Annotated in this window: 30 protein-coding genes; 2 read left to right on the top strand and 28 right to left on the bottom strand. The window is 39.0% G+C overall.

Translation table 11 applies throughout. The annotated features are described in order from the left end of the window. Positions 1 to 127 precede the first annotated feature (127 nt). The 23 genes from AC4D4B_RS06680 to AC4D4B_RS06570 all read right to left on the bottom strand — a co-directional run bounded on the left by AC4D4B_RS06680 (position 128) and on the right by AC4D4B_RS06570 (position 19,534). Entirely contained in the window at positions 128 to 964 is an 837-nt protein-coding gene (locus AC4D4B_RS06680) for a TlyA family RNA methyltransferase (RefSeq protein WP_490996082.1), read from the bottom strand. Between the two features lie 2 nt (positions 965 to 966). After that, positions 967 to 2,862: a 1-deoxy-D-xylulose-5-phosphate synthase gene (dxs, locus tag AC4D4B_RS06675; protein WP_490996081.1), complete on the bottom strand. Its 1,896-nt coding sequence runs from the start codon at positions 2,860 to 2,862 to the stop codon at positions 967 to 969. 5 nt (positions 2,863 to 2,867) lie between these two features. Next, a complete protein-coding gene (locus tag AC4D4B_RS06670; RefSeq protein ID WP_490999487.1) occupies positions 2,868 to 3,482 on the bottom strand; it encodes a hypothetical protein in 615 nt (204 codons plus the stop codon). A gap of 715 nt (positions 3,483 to 4,197) precedes the next feature. After that, positions 4,198 to 5,085, bottom strand: a complete 888-nt coding sequence (locus AC4D4B_RS06665) for a polyprenyl synthetase family protein (protein WP_490996079.1) — start codon at positions 5,083 to 5,085, stop codon at positions 4,198 to 4,200. A gap of 1 nt (position 5,086) precedes the next feature. Then, positions 5,087 to 5,323, bottom strand: a complete 237-nt coding sequence (gene xseB / locus AC4D4B_RS06660) for an exodeoxyribonuclease VII small subunit (protein WP_066104937.1) — start codon at positions 5,321 to 5,323, stop codon at positions 5,087 to 5,089. A 1-nt stretch (position 5,324) separates the two neighbouring features. Then, complete coding sequence (gene xseA / locus AC4D4B_RS06655) at positions 5,325 to 6,668, bottom strand: exodeoxyribonuclease VII large subunit (protein WP_490999486.1); 1,344 nt, start codon at positions 6,666 to 6,668, stop codon at positions 5,325 to 5,327. 109 nt (positions 6,669 to 6,777) lie between these two features. Beyond that, positions 6,778 to 7,626: a bifunctional methylenetetrahydrofolate dehydrogenase/methenyltetrahydrofolate cyclohydrolase FolD gene (gene folD / locus AC4D4B_RS06650; RefSeq protein WP_490999485.1), complete on the bottom strand. Its 849-nt coding sequence runs from the start codon at positions 7,624 to 7,626 to the stop codon at positions 6,778 to 6,780. A 41-nt stretch (positions 7,627 to 7,667) separates the two neighbouring features. Continuing rightward, a complete protein-coding gene (gene nusB, locus AC4D4B_RS06645; protein ID WP_490999484.1) occupies positions 7,668 to 8,054 on the bottom strand; it encodes a transcription antitermination factor NusB in 387 nt (128 codons plus the stop codon). 379 nt (positions 8,055 to 8,433) lie between these two features. After that, positions 8,434 to 8,841, bottom strand: coding sequence for an Asp23/Gls24 family envelope stress response protein (locus AC4D4B_RS06640; RefSeq protein ID WP_066104947.1), 408 nt, complete (start codon positions 8,839 to 8,841; stop codon positions 8,434 to 8,436). Positions 8,842 to 8,870: 29 nt separating this feature from the next. Then, positions 8,871 to 10,223, bottom strand: a complete 1,353-nt coding sequence (accC, locus tag AC4D4B_RS06635; protein WP_490999483.1) for an acetyl-CoA carboxylase biotin carboxylase subunit — start codon at positions 10,221 to 10,223, stop codon at positions 8,871 to 8,873. 13 nt (positions 10,224 to 10,236) lie between these two features. After that, positions 10,237 to 10,731: an acetyl-CoA carboxylase biotin carboxyl carrier protein gene (gene accB / locus AC4D4B_RS06630; protein WP_490996320.1), complete on the bottom strand. Its 495-nt coding sequence runs from the start codon at positions 10,729 to 10,731 to the stop codon at positions 10,237 to 10,239. 717 nt (positions 10,732 to 11,448) lie between these two features. Then, positions 11,449 to 12,012, bottom strand: coding sequence for a SpoIIIAH-like family protein (locus AC4D4B_RS06625; protein ID WP_490996074.1), 564 nt, complete (start codon positions 12,010 to 12,012; stop codon positions 11,449 to 11,451). Between the two features lie 20 nt (positions 12,013 to 12,032). Next, a complete protein-coding gene (gene spoIIIAG, locus AC4D4B_RS06620) occupies positions 12,033 to 12,692 on the bottom strand; it encodes a stage III sporulation protein AG (protein WP_490999482.1) in 660 nt (219 codons plus the stop codon). Continuing rightward, positions 12,689 to 13,315 carry a stage III sporulation protein AF gene (gene spoIIIAF, locus AC4D4B_RS06615; RefSeq protein ID WP_490999481.1) on the bottom strand — a complete coding sequence of 209 codons (627 nt, stop codon included), beginning with the start codon at positions 13,313 to 13,315 and terminating at the stop codon, positions 12,689 to 12,691. The genes spoIIIAG and spoIIIAF overlap by 4 nt, the downstream gene beginning before the upstream one ends. Positions 13,316 to 13,327: 12 nt before the next feature. Further along, positions 13,328 to 14,524 (bottom strand): stage III sporulation protein AE, encoded by a 1,197-nt coding sequence (spoIIIAE, locus tag AC4D4B_RS06610; protein WP_490999480.1) that lies wholly within the window; start codon positions 14,522 to 14,524, stop codon positions 13,328 to 13,330. Positions 14,525 to 14,561: 37 nt separating this feature from the next. After that, the gene (spoIIIAD, locus tag AC4D4B_RS06605) at positions 14,562 to 14,945 is read right to left on the bottom strand and encodes a stage III sporulation protein AD (protein WP_066104967.1); all 384 of its coding nucleotides are present in this window, start codon (positions 14,943 to 14,945) and stop codon (positions 14,562 to 14,564) included. A 26-nt stretch (positions 14,946 to 14,971) separates the two neighbouring features. Further along, entirely contained in the window at positions 14,972 to 15,175 is a 204-nt protein-coding gene (spoIIIAC, locus tag AC4D4B_RS06600) for a stage III sporulation protein AC (RefSeq protein ID WP_049670184.1), read from the bottom strand. Between the two features lie 21 nt (positions 15,176 to 15,196). Further along, positions 15,197 to 15,712: a stage III sporulation protein SpoIIIAB gene (gene spoIIIAB, locus AC4D4B_RS06595; protein ID WP_140462034.1), complete on the bottom strand. Its 516-nt coding sequence runs from the start codon at positions 15,710 to 15,712 to the stop codon at positions 15,197 to 15,199. After that, positions 15,709 to 16,632, bottom strand: coding sequence for a stage III sporulation protein AA (spoIIIAA, locus tag AC4D4B_RS06590; RefSeq protein ID WP_490996069.1), 924 nt, complete (start codon positions 16,630 to 16,632; stop codon positions 15,709 to 15,711). Before spoIIIAA ends, spoIIIAB begins: the two co-directional genes overlap by 4 nt. Positions 16,633 to 16,855: 223 nt before the next feature. Further along, positions 16,856 to 17,413 (bottom strand): elongation factor P, encoded by a 558-nt coding sequence (gene efp, locus AC4D4B_RS06585; RefSeq protein ID WP_066104976.1) that lies wholly within the window; start codon positions 17,411 to 17,413, stop codon positions 16,856 to 16,858. Positions 17,414 to 17,434: 21 nt separating this feature from the next. Next, a complete protein-coding gene (locus AC4D4B_RS06580; RefSeq protein ID WP_490999479.1) occupies positions 17,435 to 18,496 on the bottom strand; it encodes a M24 family metallopeptidase in 1,062 nt (353 codons plus the stop codon). Between the two features lie 22 nt (positions 18,497 to 18,518). Further along, positions 18,519 to 18,953 (bottom strand): type II 3-dehydroquinate dehydratase, encoded by a 435-nt coding sequence (gene aroQ, locus AC4D4B_RS06575; RefSeq protein ID WP_490996067.1) that lies wholly within the window; start codon positions 18,951 to 18,953, stop codon positions 18,519 to 18,521. 68 nt (positions 18,954 to 19,021) lie between these two features. Then, positions 19,022 to 19,534, bottom strand: coding sequence for a YqhR family membrane protein (locus AC4D4B_RS06570; protein ID WP_490999478.1), 513 nt, complete (start codon positions 19,532 to 19,534; stop codon positions 19,022 to 19,024). Between the two features lie 133 nt (positions 19,535 to 19,667). Here AC4D4B_RS06570 and AC4D4B_RS06565 point away from each other — a divergent pair, with 133 nt between their 5' ends. Both AC4D4B_RS06565 and AC4D4B_RS06560 read left to right on the top strand, forming a co-directional pair. Beyond that, a complete protein-coding gene (locus AC4D4B_RS06565; RefSeq protein ID WP_490999477.1) occupies positions 19,668 to 20,615 on the top strand; it encodes a DUF1385 domain-containing protein in 948 nt (315 codons plus the stop codon). 86 nt (positions 20,616 to 20,701) lie between these two features. Next, positions 20,702 to 21,094 (top strand): SA1362 family protein, encoded by a 393-nt coding sequence (locus AC4D4B_RS06560; RefSeq protein WP_490999476.1) that lies wholly within the window; start codon positions 20,702 to 20,704, stop codon positions 21,092 to 21,094. Between the two features lie 144 nt (positions 21,095 to 21,238). Here the strand turns inward: AC4D4B_RS06560 and AC4D4B_RS06555 are convergent, their stop codons facing one another. From AC4D4B_RS06555 to AC4D4B_RS06535, 5 genes are all read right to left on the bottom strand, one after another. Beyond that, entirely contained in the window at positions 21,239 to 21,847 is a 609-nt protein-coding gene (locus tag AC4D4B_RS06555) for a hypothetical protein (RefSeq protein WP_490999475.1), read from the bottom strand. After that, positions 21,847 to 22,464, bottom strand: coding sequence for a phosphate starvation-inducible protein PhoH (locus tag AC4D4B_RS06550; protein ID WP_490999474.1), 618 nt, complete (start codon positions 22,462 to 22,464; stop codon positions 21,847 to 21,849). Before AC4D4B_RS06550 ends, AC4D4B_RS06555 begins: the two co-directional genes overlap by 1 nt. Positions 22,465 to 23,100: 636 nt before the next feature. Next, positions 23,101 to 23,889, bottom strand: coding sequence for an ABC transporter ATP-binding protein (locus AC4D4B_RS06545; RefSeq protein ID WP_490999473.1), 789 nt, complete (start codon positions 23,887 to 23,889; stop codon positions 23,101 to 23,103). After that, on the bottom strand, positions 23,890 to 25,380 hold the full coding sequence (locus tag AC4D4B_RS06540; protein ID WP_490999472.1) for an ATP-binding cassette domain-containing protein: 1,491 nt from the start codon (positions 25,378 to 25,380) through the stop codon (positions 23,890 to 23,892). Continuing rightward, positions 25,364 to 26,251: an ABC transporter permease gene (locus AC4D4B_RS06535; RefSeq protein ID WP_490999471.1), complete on the bottom strand. Its 888-nt coding sequence runs from the start codon at positions 26,249 to 26,251 to the stop codon at positions 25,364 to 25,366. The genes AC4D4B_RS06540 and AC4D4B_RS06535 overlap by 17 nt, the downstream gene beginning before the upstream one ends. Positions 26,252 to 26,309 lie beyond the last annotated feature (58 nt).

Below are 26,309 nucleotides of genomic sequence, written 5' to 3'. Positions count from 1 at the left end.
ATATAATGCCTTCCATACCTAATGTTAGCGGATTTTGTCACAAAAGTACATGTATTTTATGTATTTTTATGCAAGGATTGCATAAAGAAATAACCCCCATGGCAAAGCCACCGGGGGATTAAACATTTCACTTATCTTCGCCTTTATTCGTTTTTAGCGCTTCGTGTGCCGCTTCAACTACCTGCTCAAGATTCACGACTACATCTTGTCTACAATCGGAACCTTCGCCTGGCCAGTATAAATGGAATAGAAATTCGATATTTCCATCCCCGCCTGTAATGGGGCTAAAAGTAGCTTCTTTTAGTATATAGCCTTCCTGGATAGCAAAGTCTCGAATTTGCTCCACAACTTGAAGATGTACTTTTTTATCACGAATGATTCCTTTTTTCCCAACCTGCTCACGACCAGCTTCAAATTGCGGTTTTACAAGACTTACAACATCGCTTCCAGGTACAAGAATTCGTTTTAAAGCCGGTAAGATAAGCTTCAATGATATAAAAGAAACATCAATTGTAGCAAATTCCGGTAGCCCTTCAGTGAAATCTTCAGGTACTGAATGACGGAAGTTCGTTCTTTCCATCACGACTACCCGCGGATCCTGTCTCAGCTTCCAAGCCAATTGGTTATAACCGACATCAACTGCATAGGATTTTTTTGCACCGTTCTGCAGGGCACAGTCTGTGAACCCTCCTGTCGATGACCCAATATCAATCATTAACTTATCCTTAACGGAAATAGTAAATGTCTCCATAGCCTTTTCCAGCTTGTAGCCGCCTCTTGATACATAAGGCATTACTTGCCCTTTTATCGATAGCGGTGCATCGGTTGCTATTTTTTCACCAGCCTTGTCCATTCGCAGGTCGTTTGAATAAACAATGCCAGCCATCACTGCTCTTTTTGCCTTTTCTCTTGTTTCCGCTAATCCACGTTCAACCAATAATACATCTACACGTTCTTTTTTCATATTTAATACGCCTTTTTCGTCACTTTATAGGTCATCTTAGATAATTTTTCTACCACTTGATCTGTTGTTAGGTTAATATCATGGAGCAATTTACCGACGCTGCCATGTTCTATAAATTCATCAGGTATTCCTATTCTTTCGATATAGGCTTTATGGAATCCATTTTCCTCAGCAAATTCGAGTACTGCACTGCCGAAACCACCCTGAAGAACAGCTTCTTCTATTGTTAGGATTGGCAAATTGGCAGACATTAATTCAGCAAGCATTTCATGATCTAAAGGCTTTATAAAACGTGCGTTCACTACCTTCACATGAATATTATCCTTCTGGAGTCTATCAGCTGCTTCCATCGCCATTGGGATAGTCGTGCCGAATGTTAATATGACAGCGTCATTACCTTCACGCAGGACCTCCCAAGTACCAATCGGGATTGTTTTGAGCTCCTCATCCAGCGGAACACCCAAACCATTTCCTCTTGGGAATCGCATAGCAATCGGACCATCATTATATTGAATAGCCGTATTCACCATATGCTGTCCTTCATTTTCATCTTTAGGCATCATAATGACCATATTAGGCATAGGACGCAAGAAGGAAATATCAAATACACCCTGATGGGTTTCTCCATCTGCTCCCACAAGGCCAGCCCGATCAATTCCAATGAAGACATTTAGATTTTGTCGGCATATATCATGGAGCACCTGGTCATAAGCACGTTGCAGGAATGTAGAATAAATCGCTAAGAATGGCTTCATTCCCTGCGTGGCAAGTCCTGCAGCAACAGTAGTCGCATGCTGTTCCGCGATTCCGACATCGAACATTCGGTCAGGGAATTCAGAAGCAAATCCGAGCAGCTTCGAACCTACCGGCATTGCCGGCGTAATCGCTACAATCCGCTCGTCCTCTCTGGCCAATCTTCTAACCGTCTCACTGACAAGTGCACTCCATGCCGGAGGTGCATTCAATTCCTTGATTATATCGCCTGTCTCGATTTTATATGGACCCGTACCATGCCATGTACCAATCGCATCTGTTTCCGCTGGTTTATAACCTTTTCCTTTTTTCGTAATCACATGCAAAAGGACAGGACCTTTTGTTTTTTTAGCATATTTAAGGTTTTCAGACAAATCTTCAAAGTCATGTCCATCAACCGGACCTAAATAAGTAAAGCCCAATTCCTCAAAAAACATTCCGGAAACAACCAGATACTTCAAACTGTCTTTTATACGTTCAGCTGTATTAGCAAGCTTACCGCCCACAGCCGGTATTTTTTTAAGCAGTTGTTCCAGCTCATCTTTAACATAGTTGTATTTGCCTCCTGTCCGCATTCTTCCGAGAATAGAATGCAGGGCACCTACGTTTGGAGCAATGGACATCTCGTTATCGTTTAGAATAACAATCATATCTTTTTTTTCATGTCCTATATGGTTTAATGCTTCAAGGGCCATACCACCTGTTAAAGCACCATCACCAATAATAGGAATGATAAAACTTTTTTCTTTTTTCAAGTCACGAGCAATCGCCATACCCATTGCAGCTGACAAAGAAGTTGAGCTATGACCTGTCTCCCAAACATCATGCTCACTTTCATTCATCTTTGGAAATCCACACAGCCCTTTGTATTGACGGAGTGTTTCAAACTGACATGCCCGCCCTGTTAATATTTTATGAACATAAGACTGATGACCGACATCCCACAAAAATTTATCCTTTGGGCTATTAAACTCCTTATGTAAGGCGAGCGTTAACTCTACTACACCCAAGTTTGGCCCAATATGCCCGCCAGTAACAGATAGTTGTTTTATTAAAAAATCCCTAATATCCTGTGCCAAAGACTCCAATTCCGCATTGGACATCTTTTTAAGAAAAGATGGGTCTTTTATGGATAGCATATCCATCAGGATCACTCACTTTCATTTCTTTTTCTTTTGAGTCTCTTTCCCTTATTTTCTTTTATTATAACAATTTGGAAATGTTTCTCGAGAATGTACAATAATTTGCCCACTGCAAATATAATATCCTTTGAATATCGAATAGCAAGGGTTTTACCCATTGCTTTACCGCCGACTGTCAGTGCTGCGATTAGACTCGTTAAAATAATCGAACCAACACTTTCAGCTACAGACGCCTCTTCCCAGTTAAAGCTGATTGATAATTGTACAATCACAATCGCAGTTGCTGTTCCACTAACAATACCCGAAATATCCCCGATTACATCATTGCAAAAGCTTGCAAACCGATCGGCATTTCGAATGATCCGGATAGAATGCTTCGCACCATGTACCCGATTGGAGGCCATAGCATGAAATGGAACTTCATCAGCAGCAGTAGATGCAATACCAATCATATCAAAGAAGATACCAATAAGTACAATGCTAAGAACAATCGCCAAGCCACTTATCCAACCAACGCCATTTAAAGCTATGGTAGAAATGACTGTAAATATAGCTGCAAGAAGAAATGTAATAACGGTAATCGTAACTGTCCATCTAGCTGATTCTTTCAGTATTTTTTTCATATATTTATACTCTAACCATCCTATATGCAAAATAAAGCCTGCTATCAGCAAGCTTTTAAGTAAATTTTATAGGAGAGTGGTCATATAGGAAGTTAATTTTACGGCTTAGGTCCAGTAGGATTTCCCAGTCAGTTACCGAATGTCGCCATATCGGCGGTTCCCCTTTAAACCTGACTCAACTGCGTTTCCGTCAATTGGACTGGATTGCCACTTAGTCCGTACCTTAATCCTTCATATATGTCATTGAACAGTCTAGGAGATTTCCCCGACAGTCCTTAACCTATTCTTTAGCCTCTTTTGCAAAGCCGATTTCATGCGATGGCAGTAGATATATCAATGGCCAACTGATGTATATACGCTCCTTTCGCAATCCCCTCAAACTTCACTCAAGGCAGGCTACGCTGCACACAGTTTCCTGTTTATGCAGGTTTTCCAATATTCTCATTTAATTCAATCAGAATAAAGCCTCCGCGAAACCAGGGTCAACGCCCACATGCCATTGTGGATCGCCCTAATTCCTTACTTCCTGAATCGACCCAAAGCTGGGCGCCCCGAGCCAATCCAAGAACCATCATCGATGTGCCCTTTAGTGAATTTTTAGGCTCACTCTCCAGAAAGGTAGACCGACTAGAATACTGCACCACTCTTAGATACCAAAAAGTATAGCATACATCATTATTCTAGGTAAGTGGATTTGGATGGAAAACGTTCCAAATCAATGGTCGCGTTTCGCTACCAAATCAACAAATTTCAGTAATAAGGTCTCATTAAAATCAATTTCGGAAAGTAATATTCTTGCTGATTGAATATGCTTATCGAGCATAATTTTAGCTTTGTCCATTGTTAAAAGAGATGGATATGTACTTTTATGATTAGTAACATCGCTTCCTACAGGTTTACCAATTACACTTTCGGAACCCTCAACATCAAGGATATCATCGCGGATTTGGAAAGCAAGGCCAAGATGGCGGGAAAACTCCCTTAGCTTCTCCTTCTGCTCCAAGCTTGCTTCTGCAAGTATAGCTCCGGCCATAATGCTGTATCCAAGCAGTTTTCCAGTCTTATTTTCATGAATATACTCAAGGCCTTGTAGATCAACCCCATTTTCCTCTGCTTCTATATCGGCCACTTGACCCCCAACCATGCCCTCAGCCCCGGCTGCTCTCGCCAATTCAAGAACTAATTCAAGTTTGATTGACGGGTCTATTTCATACTTAGATTGATTGGCAATGACTTCAAATGCCAATGTAAGAAGTGCATCGCCCGCCAGGACTGCCATTCCTTCTCCAAATACCTTATGATTCGTTGGCTTTCCTCTTCTTAGGTCATCATTATCCATACATGGGAGGTCATCGTGAATTAATGAATACGTATGTATCATTTCAATGGCACATGCTGTATCAAGACCAATCTTCCCCTCTTTGCCAAAGGCATGTAAAACAGCCAGCACTAATAGAGGCCTTAGTCTTTTTCCGCCGGCTTCCAAAGAATAACTCATTGCCTTTTGGAGAGTTGACGGGGTATTTAAATTATAGACGATTTCTTCCATCCTTGACTCAATTTCATGTTTATTACTGTTTAAGAAGGAAGCAAACTCTTCCATGTTACTCCTCCTCATCAATGGAAAATGGCTTAAACGCATCTTCTTTCATAATTAACGTTAATTGCTCCTCAGCTGTTTTAAGCTTATCATGACACCATTTCGATAACTCCATTCCTTCTTTATAAAGATTAATGGATTCCTCCAATGGCACTTCTCCATCCTCGAGTCGCGCTACGATTCCTTCAAGCTTAGACATTGCCTCTTCAAATGTGATCGCAACCTCTTCCTTTTTACTCATATCAATCACTCTCCCTAATATCATTAACCGTACAGTCGATTTCACCGTCTTGCACAACAACTGTTATTTGATCGCCTATTTTTACAGACTCAGTTGATTTTATCAAGTTATCTTCATCTTTATAAACGAGTCCAAACCCCTTTTCCATAATCTTAAGAGGGCTGACTGCCTCAAGAAGCGTTACCGTATTCAAATAATCCCGCTGTTTACTTTTAACTGTATGGACAGCCGCACGAGTCATGCGAGACTCTATTTGTTCGATTTCACGTATTTTTCTCGATATCGTATTCAATGGAATATTACGCTCCACCGCTTTTGAGAGTGCAAGCAATTGATCTTGTTTACGTTCAAAATAGAGCTTGCTATTCCGCGAAATGCGCTCTGCCACTCTATCCAGCTGCTCTAGTTTTTGTTGATATAACAGGTGTGGATATTTGAAGGCATATGATTTATGAATAGCCGACAAGCGATTTCTCTCCGTCTCAATCCGCTGATGAGAGTAGCGAATCAGTTTCGTTTCCATTATGGAAATCCGTTCTGCTATATCACTTACCCTTGGCGCCGCCATTTCTGCTGCCCCAGTAGGTGTAGGAGCTCTTAAATCAGCTACGAAATCACTGATTGTTGTGTCTGTTTCATGCCCTACAGCTGAAATAATCGGTATTTTAGAAGCATAAATAGCTCTTGCTACCATTTCTTCATTAAATGCCCATAATTCTTCAATAGATCCACCGCCCCGACCGACAATTAAAACATCAATCGGATACTCATTTGCTTGTTCAATCGCTTTTACGATAGAGGGTGCTGCCTGTTTCCCTTGGACCAAAGCCGGAAAAATCAAAATTTCTCCAATTGGATAACGCCTCTTTAAGGTCGTAATTATATCGCGAATTGCAGCCCCAGTAGGGGACGTAATCACTCCAATTTTAGCCGGAAACAGTGGGATTGGCTTTTTATATATTCTTTGAAAGAGGCCTTCTTGCTCGAGCTTTTTCTTCAACTGCTCAAATGCAATAAAGAGCTCTCCAATCCCATCAGGCATCATTTCTTTTATGTACATTTGATATCCGCCGGTAGGTTCATAAACACGTATTTCTCCTCGCAACAGAACCTTCATCCCGTTTTCAGGAGTAAACGCGAGCGATTGTGCAGATTTAGCAAACATCACCGCATTAATTCTTGATTTATCATCCTTTAATGTTAAGTACATATGACCGCTGGAATGCTTTTTAAAATTTGATATCTCTCCCTTTACATAAATATCCGCAAGATTAGGGTCTGCATCAAATTTGCGTTTAATATACTTGGTTAAGGCGGCCACAGTTAAATATTGATTTTTCTCCATTTTAGACATGGCCTCCTTCTTCGAATTATTTATTTATACATAAAAAAGCTGCCGTAAATGTTATTATAGCAATTTTCGGCAGCTTTTTATAATCATACTCTTTATTATTTCACAAAGATTTTTTAGCAACTTGGACCGTATTATACATGAGCATAGTAATTGTCATCGGACCAACACCACCGGGAACAGGCGTGATATAAGATGCTTTTTGTATGACATCATCAAAATCGACATCACCGCATAATTTATTCGATTCATCCCTGTTCATACCCACATCAATTACTATAGCGCCTTCTTTTATATCATCCGCTTTGATCATTTTAGCAATTCCCACCGCTGCAATCAGGATATCGGCCTGCTTAGTAAAGTTTCTCAGATCAACTGTTTTAGAATGACAATAGGTTACGGTCGCATTCTCATTTAAAAACAGCTGTCCGACAGGTTTGCCGACAATATTACTTCGACCCACAACCACAACATGTTTACCGGCAATCTCAATCCCTGTTTTTTGAACCATTTTTAATATCCCAAATGGTGTACAAGGCAACAACGTCTCCTGCTTGGTCATCATTCTGCCAATATTGATTGGGTGAAAACCATCTACATCCTTAGCAGGATTAATTGTTTCAATTACCCGTCTTTCATCAATATGCACCGGTAAAGGTAACTGAACTAAAATACCATGGATATCCGGACGATGGTTCAGCTCTACAAGCTTATCCAGAAGCTTATCCTCGGTAATAGTTGCGGGGTAAGTAATCAACTCCGATTTCATACCCATTTGTTCACATGCTTTTTCTTTATTTCGCACATATGTTTGCGATGCCTGATCGTCACCGACCAGAATAACTGCAAGGCCTGGTATAATGCCGCTTTTCTTTAATAATTCAACTTCACTTGCAATCTCTTCGCGGATTGTTGCTGATATCGATTTCCCGTTAAGTATCTGTGCCGGCATGACAGCAGTTCCCCCTTAAAATCTAATCATCTTTTCTATTTTTATAAAGATTCTTTGATCTTGGATAATACTGCATTAATAAACTTCGGAGACTGATCATCCCCAAATAGTTTAGCTAATTCGATTGCTTCGTTAATGGCAGCGTTCTGCGGAACTTCTTCGTTGAATAACAGTTCGTACGTAGTTATTCTTAAAATATTACGATCTATATTAGAAAGACGGTCCAATTTCCAATTCTCTAAATTGGAGGTAATAAGACTATCTATCTTTTCCAACTGATCTGTCGTTCCATTTACCAATTGAACCAAATATGGATCTGCCTCTGATTCTTCCACCACATGTTCTATAGCTAGTTCTCTTTCTACTTTCCCAACGTCTATTTGAAAAAGAGCTTGAAGAGCTTTTTCTCTTGCCTCTCTGCGTTTCATGAATAATTCTTACTCCTTTACTTTCGAAAAGCACACTAAACTTTGTGCACCTCGTATCATATATGAAATCATACCACATCATGACAAGTAAAGGTAGTATAGTAACATCATTTAAAGAATGAGATTTAGTGATTTTACTGTTAACTTACCTGCAGATGCGAAAGACATCTTAGGTCCCCCATTATTTCCCTTATAGTGAACTATATACAAATCCAACTATTTTTTGTTTATAAATAATAAAAGCACTCAGTATGACTGATCTACCCCAAAAAGTTAGATGGATACCTAACTTAATACAGGGAAGTTCAGTCCTGAGCGCTTTTATTGTCGGTGCGTCAGTGCCACGGGAGGGCTGCCTAAACACCATTAGTTATAAAATTTAGATTGTATCCTGGTAATCTGATTCAGCTTTTGCTGTTTCAAATTGAATGCCAACAATATGAATATTCACTTCAGTCGCTTCAAGAGCAGTCATATTCAATAAAGTTTGACGGATATTCTCCTGTGCTTCCTGAGCCACTTTCGGGATAGATACACCGAATTTCACAAGGCAATAAACATCGATTTTAATGCTGTCTTCATTAAGTTCAACTTTTACACCTTTGCCATGATTCTTTTTACCAAGCTTTTCTACAACACCTGAAGCAAAATTACCTCGCATTTGGGCAATTCCTTCTACTTCACTTGCTGCTATACCAGTGATCACCTCAATAACTTCAGGGGCAATTTCAACCTTACCCAATCCATCATCATAGCTCTCTAAATCTACTGTTTGATTTTGTTCCATGTCATACACCTCCAAATCTTCTACCTCTATTATGGATTCATAACGTCATAAGTTTCAAGAAATTTTGTGTTAAAATCTCCAGAAACAAAAACATCATGGTTCATTAACCTTAAATGAAAGGGTATGGTTGTTTCAATACCTTCGACTACAAATTCTGATAATGCACGTTTCATTTTTTTTACAGCTTCGTCTCTCGTTGGAGCATGGACAATCAATTTTGCTACCATTGAATCATAATATGGAGGAATGAAATAGCCTGTATATGCTGCAGAATCAACCCTTACACCAAATCCACCCGGGGGTAAATACATTTCCACTTGACCCGCTGACGGCATAAAATTTTTATTTGGATTTTCCGCATTGATTCGGCATTCAATTGCCCACCCGTTAAATTGAACATCATTTTGCTCAACCGATAATTTTTCACCGGAGGCTACTCTGATTTGCTCCTTTATTAAATCAATTCCAGTGACCATTTCTGTAACAGGATGTTCAACTTGAATCCTTGTATTCATTTCCATGAAATAAAATTTCCGCTTGTGATGATCAAAAATAAACTCAACTGTTCCCGCTCCGATATAATCAACAGCTTTTGCTGCAGTCACTGCCGCTTTGCCCATTTCGGCTCTCATTTCACTATCAATTGCAGGTGAAGGTGTTTCTTCTACGAGCTTTTGCATTCTTCTTTGAATTGAACAATCTCTTTCACCCAGATGTATGACATTTCCAAAGCTGTCCCCTAAAACCTGAATTTCAACATGGCGGAAATCTTCAATAAATTTTTCAATATATACACCGGGATTGCCAAAAGCAGTTAATGCCTCCTGGCGGGTAATGCGAAAACCTTTTAGCAGATCGGCTTCATCTCTTGCTATTCGAATCCCTTTACCGCCGCCCCCGGCGGTTGCTTTAATAATGACTGGATATCCGATGTCTGAAGCCACTTGAATGGCAGCATCTTCATCATCCACAATTCCTCTCGAACCTGGCACTACCGGTACACCGGCCGCGCGCATGGTCTCTCTGGCTACATCCTTGGTACCCATTTTTGAAATGGCATCCGCGGACGGGCCAATAAAAATCAGATGACATTCTTTACACATTTCGGCGAAATCAGCATTTTCAGCTAAAAAGCCGTAGCCTGGATGAATAGCATCACATCCTGTTAGTTTTGCCAGACTGATTATATTCACCTTATTTAAATAACTGTCCTTAGAGGCAGTGGGCCCAATACAGTAGGCTTCATCCGCAATTTGTACATGCAGGGCAGTTTTATCAGCTTCAGAATAAACAGCTACCGTTTCAATATCTAATTCCTTGCAGGCGCGGATAATTCGAACGGCAATTTCACCACGGTTTGCAATTAGTACTTTCTTTATCATGAGTCGGTTCCTCCTATTCGGCTTTTACTAAAAACAGAGGTTGACCGTATTCAATCAATTGGCCATCTTCCACCAATACTTCCACAATCTCACCGGAAACTTCAGCCTCAATTTCATTAAACAATTTCATCGCTTCCACTATGCAAACAATTGTATCCTTCTTAACTTTATCACCAATTCTTATGTATGGGTCTTCATCAGGCGATGATGCTCCATAAAATGTGCCAACCATTGGCGAAGTAATCTTGTGAAGGTTGGATGGTTGTTCTGTTTTTTCTCCCACAACAGGCGGTTTCTCTTCTATACTCTCAGATTGAACCTCTTGTTTTGATACAGATTGTACTGCCGGTGCAGCCAGTACTGGTACATCTGTTGGTTGTATACTGTTTTCTAATCCAGTACTTTTAATAATTTTTATTTTCGTACCCTCTTGTTCAAACTCAAACTCATTAATAGTTGTTTGGTTAATTAATTTTATAATTTCTCTTATTTCCTGTACTTTCATCAGGAACCACCCCTCCTATTTATGACCAGATACTAATATAATACTATAATAGCTGGTAGAAATTCAATTTTGATAAATAGATACCCCGTTTGCAAGTTTCTAATTTTTGGTAAACAGATTATTAAAAAATCCTGTTATTCAGTCTGTATACCTATACAATCCTTACTCCAGTTAGGCAATGAAGTGAGTTTATTACTACTAAAAAAGCATTTAATGTCACTATTAAAATCTACTATAGATCTTTTTAGAAGCTTTTCTACTTTTAATTCCTCCTCTGCTTTCTCTTAATGACAGATTATTTACATGTTCGATAAAAACACCTCACAATCCTTTTTATTTCCATATAAAATTTTTGGATTGTTTACAATAACTCATACCCACACCTGAGATGGGCTACGTTAAATATCTGTAAAACTATATAAACAGAATTATCCCAGCCTGCTTTTAAAGAGTTTCCTAATCTCTCGGGACATATTCCAGATAATCGAAGATTACCTAAAATCATTTTCAGATTTCGCCAGCTTGTCCGACTCCATTTTTATTTACTGATGGATACACACTAGCTTCCTGCCAATACTAACATTTCGAAAACCACCAATTCACCTGATTACGCACCATCGTATGCTGGCAGATGTGATTTGAATGATCAATTGGTCCTGAATCTTTGCTTACACCAAAAACGATATCGGCAGCTCACCGATATCGTTTTATAGATTGGTACTATTTTTCCGGTTGAAATTCAACGGCGACTGCATTTGTTTTACCAATTTCTTTTGTGACCATTTGGATAATTTCATTTGCAGCTCCTGCATCCTGTTTATCAGCTTTTACAGTAATTTGGATTTGATCACCATCAGCCCTTACCAAAGCGTCTTTATAACCAAGTGCAATAATCATCGTCTCTAGCATGTCCTCTTTTGTGGACATTTCGGCCAATGCTTCAATCTGTGCGTGTGCTTCCACTCTCTCTTCTTCCGACAAATCGCTTGAAGCTACTTTATTGGTCAGTTCCTCTTTCTGCCTGCTTCTTTCATCATTCAGATCAATTCGCATCGCTTCAAATATAGAATCACTTGATTCATTTGTGATAACAGTGGAAGACTCTTCATTTTCAGTTGAATCTTTAGATGAATTTGTATCTGTATTTGTTTTTTCTTTCGTAGTCTGAGTATCCTGCTCCTGATTTACCGCTGTATCCTGTGGTGTTGTTATATAATATACACTTAGCACCGCCACCAGACTTAACATCGTCAATAACCAAACTGTTTGCTTTCTTAACAACATATTTTTCCTCCTTAAAACCCTTATTTTTTAGCTGATACGGCTACACGGTGACTTGGTACATCCAGCACCCTGGTTACCGCATCAATGATTTCTTTTTTTATACGAACATCATCTGCTCCCTTTGCCACAATTAATACTCCGCGAATAGCCGGTTTCTTCGTTTCTCTAACCAGGGGAACCTCTTTATCCCCTTCGCGTATAATTACAATCTTTTCATCTGTTGAAAAATCTTCAACCTTTCTCTGCCCGCCATCACGGTCTGTTTCTTCTGTTGTTTGGCGCTGTGCGACTGAATTCTTTTCATAAACCTTTGTTTCAGTTGCGTCAATATTAACAATAACGGATACATTTGATACCCCTTGCATCGTTTCCAATGTACCCTTCAATTCACTTTCATACATTTTTTCAATATCTCCGATTGATCCAGACTTTTTTGATGAAGTTGATTTCCAGGTCGTGACCGCTTCCTCTTCTTTCTGATCTTGGGTAGAACTCGCTTGAAAAACTTTATTTGTTTGTCCATTTTCAGAGGTGGGTTTATTCGTAAACATGCTTGCCACCATCAGTAATATACCGGCAATTAAAATAATGGCAAGATACCGATATGTTTTCTTTTGCTTGCCTCCCTCATCTCCTTTGGACAATAAGTCCTTAATCTTTTGAATCCAATCATTTTTCAAAGCCCATCACCCCCTTCATTTAATCCGATTACAATTTTACTTGAATCAATCCCCCATATATTAGATAGTATTGTGGATAGTTCGGATGACGGTACATCATTCATATTGGTTTGTTTCTCATCAATGTTAATATCGATTTTTTCTACTGGCTGGACAACTTCTGAGCTGGACTCTTGGCTTTCTGCCACAAATACGTATATGGCTTCAATATTTTCTACATTCATTTCTCCATTCTTATCCAAAAGTGTAATTGTAATATCTTGAATGGCATAATTACTTTGGTCCATCAGCTCCTTTTCTGCTTCATTTTTTAATTGGACAGCCATATGTTCCAATATATATGCCTGCTGTGTCTCTTCTATTTCTCTTTTCTTACTTTCCATTGAATTTTCTAATTTCGGATTTTTCCATGCACTGCTCTGCATGATTTTTTCCTGAATATTACTTGTAAAATTTTTATTAAAAATAGATAGAATAGGAGCGATGAAAACAGCGATCAAAAGTAACCCGATAACTAGCTTTGTATATTTCTGCATGGTCGAGTTTGGAAGAAGCATGTCCAAAATGATCGCAAATAAGATAAAAACGATTATATTAGTTACCCAGTCAGTTAATATACTCATTCATTCAGCCTCCTATCGAACCATCATCGTGATATTTCCTGCAGCCACGATTACAGTAACGGTCAGGAAGAACATAAGGCTGACAATGGCCAATGCAGCGAAAACGAAGATGATATTTTTACTGATAATCTCAAGACACTTAATCATCTGCCCAGCTCCAAGCGGTTGTAAAATCGCTGCAGCCACCTTGTAGACCATGGCAATCAACAATATCTTTAAAGCTGGAAAAGCTGTCATAATCAATAGAATGACCACACCCGCTATCCCAACTGTATTTTTTAAGAGGAGAGATGCTCCAATTACGGTATCAGCTGCATCGGTAAACATCCTTCCAACTACCGGAATAAAATTCCCAGTCACAAATTTTGCTGTTCTGATCCCAATTCCATCCGCCACTGCAGTTGATACTCCTTGCACAGAGATCACTCCTAGAAATACGGTCATGAAAATACCTAGCAATCCCACACTCCAGGTTCGTAATAAACCAGCTAACTGAGTGACCTTGTAATGCTCAGAAAGCATGCTGACTATGCTTAGCAGAGTCGATAGAAATAACATCGGCAAAACAATATATTCAATTAATGCTCCGCTCGTATTCATTAAAAATAGGAGCATCGGATGAAAGAATGCTGATGACAGTACACCTCCAGAGCTTGCAATTAGCGCAAGCAATAAAGGGATTAAGGCAACCAGAAAATCCGTGATGGCGGCAATCGTATCTATCACATAATCAACTGCTACATAGAAGCTATTCAGTGCAATAATCATCAAAACCATGAAGACTATTGCATTTGCCACTTTACTGACAGATGTTTTTTCAAAAGTGCTTTGCAATGTTTGTAGAAAGACACTGAATACAGTCAATAAAATGAGTGTTCCTAATAATTTCCCATTAGCAATAATTTCATGGAAAATGAATTTGAGAATACCACTGAGCCATTCTTTTAAAGAGAATTTTTTCTCTCCACTTATAAAATCTACAAAGCTTCCTTTTTGGGACTCAGGCAAAAAACCTCCATATTCCTCGTATACCGAATCCCAAAATTGCTTTAAATCATCAAGAGGAATATCACCCACATTAAATGTTTCAACAGCCTGCGTTTCTTCTGGAAAATCAGTAGGCGTGGGAGAGGCTTGAGTTGTTTGGCCATTGCTTAAGCTAAGAATTAGAAATAGAATGATGATACTTGTCCACTTTAATTGCTTCATTTATTCTTCAGCCCCTTTAAACCTTTCACCACAATGATTAGTTAGGAATCATCTGAATGACACTTTCAATAATGACCGTTAAAATTGGAATGGCCATCGTGAGGATAATAATCTTTCCAGCCAATTCAATTTTTGAAGCAATTGCACCCTGCCCGGCATCTTTTGTTATTTGTGATGTAAATTCAGCAATATAGGCAATTCCAATAATTTTCAAAACTGTTTGTAAGTAAACCATATTTACATTTGCATTAACGGCCAATTGCTGAATCATTTGAATGATTTCGTAGATTTTATCTATCAGAAAAAGAAATATAGCGCTTCCGACAAATACAACAAGTAAGAAAGCTAAATTTGGCTTTTGTTCCTTGATGATCATTGCCAGAAATGCTCCAACCAGTGCAACACCCGTTATCTGCAACATTTCAATGGCTCATCACCCCAATATTCCTATTGAAATAAAAACACGGATTTAATTCGATCAATCAACTGACCTACCACCTGCGCCACATTAAATAAGATATAAATAAAACTCACCAATATGACCCATTGTGAATATTCCTTCTTGCCCACCTGATCAAGAATCGTATGAATGAACGCAACAATTAGCCCGACCCCAGCAATTTTAAAAATAATATCGATATCAATCCCCATAACCCGCTATCCTCCCTCTCGCTACATCATTAAAATGGCAATGAGCAGACCTGCAAAAAAACCTAGACTTCTGGCCATTTTGTCGTATTTCACCTGCTTATCAACGGCATCTGCTTCCTCCCTCTCGAGATGAACCAATGCCAACTGAATTTGTTTTTGCTGGCTCTCGCGATCATGTCTACCTAATGTTTCTCCGAATTGGAGAAGGATATCTATTTCTTTTTGCTGTAGTTCTGATTGTTTTCTTACCACTTCAAGACTTTCACCCCAGGCTGCCGACACAGATTGATTGGCTGAGCCGAGCCTGCCTGCAAAGTCCGTAAAAAGAATCGAAACTGGAGCAGGAATTTGTTTTGCCAGTGTTAATACAGCTTCTTTTAAGGGAGAATGTCCATACATAATTTCAGCTTCCAAAATTTGAAGTGCCGCTCGTAAATCACGAATATGTTTAGGTCTGGTGATTAATTTTTTAGAAACCTCAAAGCCGATAAGGGATGTAGCTATAACAATTAAAACTGCACCTAAAATTTTAATCATACTCTCACTCTTTCCCCATCAAATAGCACCTTGCCTGTACGATCTTTTATTTTTGATATACACCCTGGCCGATCTATTCGCTTGAGTTCCACAATTCTCTCAAAATTAGCTTCCTGTACGATATTTTTCATGATGGGCCTGGCTAATATATCATCAAGCGAATGTCCATGTGCCGTTATAAAGAGCGTTATACCAGCGTTTACGGCTTCCATCATCGCCTCAGCATCTTCCATTCTTCCGATTTCATCAGCAACAATGATTTCTGGGCTCATAGATCTAATCATCATCATCATTCCTTCAGCCTTTGGGCAGCCATCAAGCACATCTACTCTGATACCGAAATCCATTTGTGGAACTCCTTGAACACATCCAGCAATTTCAGACCGCTCATCTACAATTCCCACTTTCATCGCACGGATCGGATAGGAGCGATCTCCACTGGAAGCATAGCGGGCTAAATCTCTTAAAAATGTCGTCTTCCCCGTTTGCGGTGGTCCGATAATCAGAGTCGATAGCCAGCGATTATGATATAAATACCGAACCCATTCATTTACCAACCCCTTCTTTTGTCTGGCAATCCGGATATTAAAAAAAGTGATATCTCTAAGTCCCTTCACTCTTCCATTTTCCAGAATAACTCTCCCTGCCAAACCAATACGATGTCCTCCCTGAACGGTTATATAACCGCGTTTTAACTCTTCCTCGAGCATATAAAAGGAAAACTGGCTGACTTTATTAAGAAATAAATCTGCATCCTCCCGTAATACAGGCTTATGCCCATACGAGATTCCATTTCCGAACATGACTTCAAGCGGTCTTCCAACTCTAATTCTTATTTCTTCAATATCCCCTGGGTTTTTGGCTATTTCTTTCAACTCAGCGCCAATAGCCGGAGGTAATAATTCAATGATTGAATCCATATCTCTCCCTCGCCTGGTCTGTCATTATTTAAAATGTATTCATGGACAGGCCGTTTATGACTTTTTTAGAAACAAAGAGGTTATAAACTGAAAAGGGAACCAAATTAATTGGCATTAAAAGTGAGGAACCTTGTCCTGAATTTTAGAAACCGGAATTTACAGAAGAGGGCTGAAAACAAAAAAACTCCCGGGAATTTACTCCCGGGAGTCTTACACCTATTTATTAACCTCTGGATACATAAGAAGCATCAGAAGTGTTGATGATCAGCTTGTCACCTTCATTTACAAAGAAAGGAACTTGAACAGTAAGACCAGTTTCAACAGTAGCTGGCTTCGTGCCGCCTGATGCTGTATCACCTTTGATACCTGGTTCTGTTTCAGTTACTACCAATGTAACAGTTGTTGGAAGCTGAACGCCAAGTGTTTCCGTTTGGAACATCATGATAGAAACTTCCATGTTTTCTTTCAAGAATTTCAATTCATATTCGATTTGCTTAGATGACAATTCGATTTGATCATATGTTTCGTTATCCATAAACACATGATTATCACCACTTGCATATAAGTATTGCATTTTACGATTTTCGATATGTGCTTTGGCAACTTTTTCACCAGCACGGAACGTTTTCTCCTGGATAGCACCTGTACGAAGATTACGTAATTTAGAACGTACAAACGCAGCTCCTTTACCAGGTTTTACGTGTTGGAATTCGATTACTTGCCAGATACCGCCATCCACTTCGATTGTTAGACCAGTTTTAAAATCATTAACAGAAATCATACAATATAGCCTCCTACAGCCTTATAAAATAAGTAAATCTTTCGTTGAATGAGTAAAGGTTTCGTTAGAATCCTCCGTAATAAGGAGATCATCCTCGATTCTTACCCCTCCAACTCCAGGTAAATAAATACCAGGTTCACAAGTGACAGTCATGCCTTTTTCCAAAATAATATCTGATTTAGCAGAAAGTCCAGGACCTTCGTGCACTTCAAGTCCAATTCCATGTCCCAGGGAATGACCGAAGTATTCTCCATATCCTTTGGCAGCTATGATATCTCTAGCAAGAGCATCTGCTTCGCGACCTGTCATACCCGGTTTAATATGCTCCATTGCATATAACTGAGCTTCCAGGGTAACATCATAGATTTTCTTTAATTCATCAGTTGGGTCACCGACCGCCACTGTACGTGTAATATCAGATATATACCCATTATAAAGGGCGCCATAATCCATTGTGACAAAATCGCCATTTTCTATTACTTTTTCTGTTGCAACACCGTGCGGCAATGCAGAACGTGCACCAGAAGCGACAATGATATCAAATGATGATGAAGTAGCCCCTGCTTTACGCATAAAGAATTCTAATTCATTAGATACTTCTATTTCAGTTAAACCTGGACGTATATACTCAATAATATGTTTAAATGCAGCATCTGCTATGTCTGCTGCTTCCTTTAATATCTTAATCTCTTGCGGTGTCTTAATCAAGCGCAATTTTTCAACAACATTGGAAACAGGAACAAGTTCACCTTCCACAACTTTTTCATATGCCTTATAGGTAGAATAAGTAAGGTCATCCTGTTCAAACCCGATTTTTTTCGCACCCATTTCCTTCAATTGAGCCGCTATCTCATCTTGAATTGGTCCGCTGTGTTTGACAATCTCAAATCCAACCGCCTGTTTGCCCGCTTGCTCCACGTATCTAAAATCTGTAATAAATTTTGCATCCTTCTGGGAAATCACGACTACTCCCGCTGTTCCAGTAAAATTAGAAATATATCTACGGTTATATGGGTTTGTAATGATGATAGCATCAATATGTTCCTGACTTAATCTTTCACGCAATCTCTGAATTTTTTCCATTGAATAGACCTCTCCCTCATGATTAAGTAGTCAATAAAGCACGTAACGCCAATTCATAGCCATTCAACCCAAGACCTACAATTTGACCCTTCGTTACAGGGGCAGTGACAGATTGATGACGAAATGGTTCTCTGGCATGGACATTTGAAATATGTACTTCTATTACCGGAACTGAAATAGAGGCTATCGCATCCCGTATCGCATAGCTATAGTGCGTAAATGCCCCTGGGTTTAAGATAATCCCTGAAGCCGAATTTGTTTCTGCCTCATATAGTCTATCTATGATTGCTCCTTCGTAATTGGATTGAAAACACACCAATTGCGCCCCGAGTTTTATAGACTGATTTGCTAACTGCTCTTCAAGATCTGCAAGAGTCGTCCTTCCATAAATCTCGGGTTCCCGAAACCCAAGGTAATTTAGATTTGGTCCGTTGATTAAATAAATTTGTTTATCCATAACCAGGCTCCCGTGTTTTAAAGTGATACTTTCAATTTTAACACAAGAGTGAAAAATACTACTACCTATTACTGGACGGAATCCACTTTTACTTCCTTTCCTTCCTCTGCCTCTAGTTTCCGTTCATGATATTCAAAGCTGATGGAGTAACCGACAAATAGTCCGTATAAGATAAAGATACATAAGGTCGTTACAATGGTATCCGCAGACAGTTCCCCAACCGTTTTCATCCCTGGAAATAATGGCCTTAATACAAGAAATGAAAGACCCCACAGAGCAATCCCATATACAATACCAATCCAATAAGATTGCAGCTTACGAAAAATAAAGGAGTAAACATAAGCAAAGAGAATAGAAATAAGACACAGGCATAAAATTGACAGTACCACGCCCATCCACCCTTTAACAAAATCGGCTTTCACCCATGTTCGAAGAAGAAAGGTTGGGCCTATTTCCGTAAAATGAAAATAGTGACAGATTTGAAAAATCGCACCCCAAAGTAATCCTCCATAAAATCCAACCGAATTAATTACACCATAATAGCCCATCGGCTTTTTCAGCTTTTCTTTTGCTGTTTCCATAATTCAATCACCTCATAAATGCTAGTATGTGCGAAACAGACAAAGTTCATAAGAGAAATGGAAACAATCACTAGTGAAATAGAGAAAAATTCTGTAGAATAGATAATATAGACAACTTAACCATTATGGAGTGATGAATAAATTGGATAATAAGCCAATCTACGGCGGACAGGCTGTATTAGAAGGTGTAATGTTTGGAGGCAAACATTGTACCGTTACAACCATTAAACGAAAAGATGGATCTTTTGATTCCTATGCACTGCCAAAAACCAGCCTTCCCCTGCTGGTAAAATTAAAAAAGATTCCGTTTCTGCGTGGGATTGTAGCATTATTGGAATCCAGTGCAATAGGCTCCAAGCATTTATCTTTCTCTACAGATCGATATGACGTTGACCCGGCGGATGACCATAAGATTGAAGAAGAAGAAACATCTAAACTGGGTATGATTTTGGGTGTAGCAGGCGTTGGGATTTTATCCTTTATACTCAGTAAATTACTTTTTACCGTAGTACCAATATTTTTGGCTGTTATTTTCAAGAGCATAGCACCCGGAGAAACAGTACAAGTATTATTAGAAGGTTTTTTCAAACTCACATTATTATTACTATATATCTATATCGTATCGTTAACACCGCTCGTAAAAAGAGTCTTTCAATACCATGGGGCAGAACATAAGGTTATCAACGCATTTGAAAGCAATAAGGAATTAACGGTTGAAAATGTTCGTAACGCATCTAGATTGCATTATCGATGCGGAAGCAGCTTTATTTTATTCACCGTATTTGTTGGAGTTTTTCTATATATGTTCGTTCCTTCTGATGTCCTTTATATTCGTATATTAAACCGAATTGCCTTAATTCCGATTGTTCTTGGTGTATCATTCGAAGTACTGCAGTTAACCAATAAAGTACGTAACGTTCCTGTATTGCGCTTTTTAGGTTACCCGGGACTATGGTTGCAGCTTTTAACGACTAAGGAACCAAGCGATGAACAAATTGAGGTAGCCATCGTATCATTTAACAAAATGCTAGAAACTGAAAATAGCTACAAACAAGGTTTACTCGAAGAAAAAATAGTGTAAAGAATAATAAAAGAAAAATAATTTCCTTGCTTATTGTTTATTTTTTCCTAAATATGCCAATGATGCTCTTAAAGGAGGTGCTTTCTGTGAATCGTAAGAATTCGATGATTTTTATTTATATCCTTCTTGGTTTCGCAGCTTTGGGGTTGATTTCAACTTTGATAAATAACCCGTTCCAACTAATTAAAAACGTACTCATTGGAGCCGCTGTTGTTGGGTTGATTTATTTTGTTTTTACACGATTCAGGAATGGTAACTCGGGTGGAGACTATCAGGCATACAGGAAAGCAGCCCGAAAAACAATTAAGAAGAAACGTAAACATGAAATGATTAAAACAAAAAGAAGCAAACATAATACACATGGATTAACCGTCATTTCTAAAGAACAACTAATTAACAGACCTAAGAAAAAGTCAGATGTCAAACTGACTGTCATAGAAGGAAAGAAAGCACGTAAAAAAAACCGGGCCCTTTTTTAAAGAGTTCGGTTTTTTTATAGTTTCTTTAAAGAGCAATATATGATTGAAACTTTAACCTTATTTCACTAAGGGGTAAAATTAGAATAATAAGCTAGGGTGATTATCAAAAAGGATAATCCAACTTACAGATTATCCTAAATTGACTTATTTAAATTCTCCACGATACAACCATGGAAAAAGGCCGTCTAAAAATCGTTCAGTTGCCGGCATAAAATAGGAACCATAATGATAGTCAGGATCAAGGGTTGTAATAATCCAAGTGCCTTTCGTTGATTGTTCATCTATATACAGTACAGATCCGCCATCTTCCGTAGCTATAAGAGTAGTAGCATGCTCAGGCGGCCAAAATACGCCGTGTTGATGCCATGTAGAATCTTCTAATGTAATATACTTAAAAAATTCATGGTCATCATTTTTAGTAACTAATTCACTATTTGCGTTTTCTTCTAGCCACCACCAAAAATTTGTCTGGCGTTCTTCCCATTTTTGATTAGGGAGCCATTCCCATGGCTGTGGACCCATAGCCACAATAATACCGCCCTGATCAGCAAACTCATAGAACTTCTCTTTATTATCAAGCAGTATTTGACCATTTAATTGAGAAGGAACAATCAACACATCAAATCCTGTTAAATCAAAATCTTCTAATTCAAGCTGATAAATAAGAGAGTCTATGAATTGCGCATACTTTGGCTCATGAAACGTTCTATAATGCGGGGCATGCCCGCCATAAATCACAGCTATTTTTCTCATTATGCCTCAACTCCTTTGGTGCATACTAATTCTTTCTTAAGTACCTCTATAAATTGAGGAGTTATTTGGTTTGTTGTGTTTTTCCGCTGACCATATCCTAATAAACTCCTGCCAGCATGAACAATAACTGTTCCCTTCGTTGTTTCACGATCAATGTACGTAATGACCTTACCATCTGTAAATGTTAGGCAAATCTCCGCATGTTTCGGTGGCAAATAAAAACCTCTTGCAAAGAAACCTGCAACACCCTTCGTATATACCATATCCTCTATCTTTACACCTTTAAAAATCGGTGAATTTTCAGGAACCTCTACTAGGTAATCCTGATAGCCGCGAATCTTTTTCGGCATCATTGGCATACAGCCAGGCAGCCAAGCCCTGAACAAGTGGCCACAAAAGACAACAATCTTTCCTTCGTTTAAAAATTGCTCTATTTTTTCTTTATGTTTATACAAATACTCCTGATCTGCAAAATCCGTAATAACCAAAACATTGTATGGATCCAATTCTATGTTTGCAAACTCGTACTCCATTAATTTAGTATGCTGACCGGATGATGCATCTGCTTTATAACCAAATGCGTGATTCGGACATAACTCCAGTATTCTAAGTTCCATTGTATCTCCTCCTTGTGTTGTGTAATCTAGCTTCGAAGCTAGTCCCTCGAGTCATAAGTGTAGCCACTGCAGGAACCTCCCTACGTGCCTCCTCTTATGCTTGTCGGAGGCCAACACGATATTGGTCACAAAGACGTTACCACAGGATGTGGTGTCTTTAGTCTTTGTTCCATCAAACTTTCTCCCTGCGCGCCACTTCTTACGCTTGTCTCGGGCCTACAGGATGTTGGTCATGAAGACGTTGCCACACGACGTGGCGCATTTAGTCTTCGTTCCTTAAATCAGCCGTTTCAGCTTTTTATGTAATCTAGCTTCAACTCCTAGCTCCTCGAGTCATAAGTGTAGCCACTACAGGAGGAAAGGTCGCCTCCCTACGTGCCTCCTCTTATGCTTGTCGGGGGCCAACACGATGTTGGTCACAAAGACGTTGCCACACGACGTGGCGCATTTAGTCTTCGTTCCTTAAATCAGCCGTTTCAGCTTTTTATCCAGCTTCGACGGCTAGAAGCTCAGGACATAAGCATAGTCTCTGCGGGGGAAAAACACCCCCTACGAGTCTCTGTCTTATGCTCTTCGCTTCTGGGCAAGCCGTTTCAGCTTTTTATTCAATCTAGCTTCGACTCCTAGGAGCTCGAGTCATAAGCAAATACTCTGCGGGGAAGAACTTTCCCTTCGAGTATTCGTCTTATGCTCTTCGCTCCTGTTCAGTCGTTTCAGCTTTTTATTTTCAAAGTAGTAGCATGCTTCTACTAATTTTTTTGTATATGGATGTGTTGATTGGTATAAAACTTGAGAAGGGGGTCCGCTTTCGACAATGGTTCCTGACTCAAGTACCATCATTCGATCTGCTACATTACCGACAGACTGAATTCGGTGCGTAATGTATAAAACTGACATATGAAATTCAACCTGAAATTTCTTTAAAAGGTTGATGATTAACTTTTCTGTTTGCGGATCAAGAGCAGATGTTATTTCATCGGCTATTAAAAGCTTAGGATTCATTAATAATGCTCTAATAATAGCCAATCTCTGCTTTTGCCCTCCGGAACATTGGCTTGGTTTTTTTGCTAATAATTCCGTAGGCAAGTCTGCCTTTGCCATTAATTCTTTTATTTTCTTTTTTATTAATTCTGGCTTTTCTTTTTTAAGTACAAGCGGTTCCATTAAACTTTTCTCCATTGTCCAAAACGGGTTAAAGGAACGCTCAGGATTTTGGTAAATATATTGAATCGTACAACATGGCTCTTTTTCGACAAGACCGCTTGTCGGTGACTGAATCCCCATAATGATTTCAGCCATTGTAGATTTACCCGATCCTGATTCTCCTATCAAACAAATAAATTCATTGCACAAAATCTCATAATTGATTCCCCGAAGCACAGCCTGATTTTGGTAGCTTTTATTTACATCTTGAACTCTTAACATTTATTGCACTTCCTTCATCAGTTGTTTATCACTTAAACTAAAAATCCGATCCGAGATTGCATACGCTACATCTAAATCATGCGTGATAAATAATAGACTGATCCCATGTGAACGGACTTTTTCCTCCAAGAGTTCTACTATTTCTTTTTTCAATATAGGATCCAGTGCACTTGTGCATTCATCTGCAATCACAAAAGCTGGTTTATTTACCAAAGAGAGTGCGATTAGAGCCCGGCTCAACATGCCGCCGGAGCACTCATGCGGATACTTGTCCAAAATGTTTTTATTTAACGCGACTTCCTCAACACTCTTCTCAGCTTCCACAAGACTTATACCGGTTTCTAAAAACTGTTCTTTTAATTTTAATACTGGATTAAATGCCGCCCGTGCATCCTGATAGATAAATGAGCATGTTTTCCAGTAGTGCTTTTCCCTAAAGGATTTCCCTCGAACAGATTCACCGTCATACGTAACATCACCAGACCAGTTCTGAGCCGGCAATAACCCGTACAAAGCTCTGCCTATCGTTGTTTTTCCACTGCCTGAAGGTCCTATCAAACTCACAATCTCTCCTCTTTTGATCGTAAACTCGATATTTTCAACAATAGTTTTTCCATCGTAGTTGACTGATTCCAAATAGCAGTATAAATCCCTGGGTTTATCACCAGCAGCTAGTGTGACTGGCTGTTTTTTTTCTTTTCGTGGTCTTATCTGTTTATCTTCCAATAAGAAAGCAAGCGAAACCGATGTGATGAGCAGCATAATCACTGGCGGCAATACAATCCATGTCCATTGGCCAGTTAAGAAAATAGATGTTTGTGAGAAAGCGGTATTTAACATGCTTCCCCAAGTTATCACATTCGGGTCACCTAAACCTAAGAATGCTAAACCTGCTTCTGTCAAAACAGCAGATTGAAATGTCATCACAAATTTAGTCTTTATAATTGGCCGTAATTGTGGCAAAATATGAGATTTCAATACATAAAAAGAACTGCCACCAAACAGCGCCGATGCTTTTACAAATTCTCTTTCTTTTAAAGTTAAAACAGAGGATCGAATAATTCTCATATAACCCGGCCACGATAATAGACTTAAAATGATAACAAGCTGAATTACGCCTGAACCCGTAAAAGCAACAACCAATAATATCAAAAGCAAATTTGGAAGCACTAATAAAATATTGGCCAGCCCGTTAATGAATTTATCGAATTTTGGCAAATATCCTGCTGCCAGTCCCAGCAATACACTTAAAACTGTCGAACAAAGAGCAATACAAAGTCCAATTAAGACACTCGTACGTGTACCATATAATAATTGGCTAAATATATCCTGACCTAAACGGTTTGTACCCAGCCAATGCTCAGGTGAAGGTGATTCAAACAATCCTCCGCTATAATCCATTGCTGAATAAGGAGAAAGTAATGGACCAAACAATGCCAACAGCATGACCAAGGCTAAACAAAGTAAGGGGAACTTATAGAACTTTTTCAACATGTTTGCCCCCTCTAACGCGTGGATCTAATTTAGGATAAATAGAATCTGCCAGTGCATTGCAAATCAAAATCATAACAGCAAATAATAAAAACAGACCATGCATCAATGGGTAATCCCGTGAAAGAATGGACTCTTTTAATAACTGTCCAATTCCCGGATAAGAAAATAACGTCTCTACAAAAATTGCTCCTGTAAAGGTGTAGCCAATTCTTATCATAATCAGAGTAAATATAGGTATTAAAACATTTTTAAACGTATGTCTGAATACTAAACGGATTTCCCTGACGCCCTTCATCTTGGCAAATTCAATGTAAGGTGAGGAAGCTACCTGAATCGTTTCATTACGCACGAGTAAGTAGATCCTTGTCAGGCTTACCATGGTTAATGTTACTATTGGCAAAATGGCATACTTAGCAGCATCTTTAAATTTCCCCCACATTGATTCGCTGTCCATAAACGGTGTATGTGCTCCGCTCATTGGAAGCATATCCAGCATTACTCCAAACACAATAAGCAATAGCATACCGAATAAAAATTCGGGTAAAGCGCCAACCGCAAGCATTGTTGACATAAATGTTTTATCACCTTTTTTATGATGAATCCAACCTGATAACAGTCCTAAAAAAATACCAATTACAATGGATAGAACAGAAGAAATTCCGACAATCCATAGCGTGTAAGAAATATGATCCATTATGATATCATTAACAGGCAATTTATAAGTATATGAAAATCCAAAATCAAACTGTACGATGCCAACTACATAATCAAGAAATTGTTCGGCCAATGAATCATTCAGCCCATAATATTCAATCATTGAATTCTTTTGTTGCTCTGTTAAGGTTGCACCGCTTTCCTGCCCCTCCAAATATTCAAGAGGTCCCCCCGGCATTAGTCGAGGGAGGAAAAAGTTTAAAAGAATTAAG

The sequence above is a fragment of the Pradoshia sp. Z6_59 genome (genome assembly GCF_058267515.1).
The sequence above is the reverse complement of the archived record's forward strand: the minus strand, read 5'-3'. Positions and strand labels throughout refer to the sequence as shown.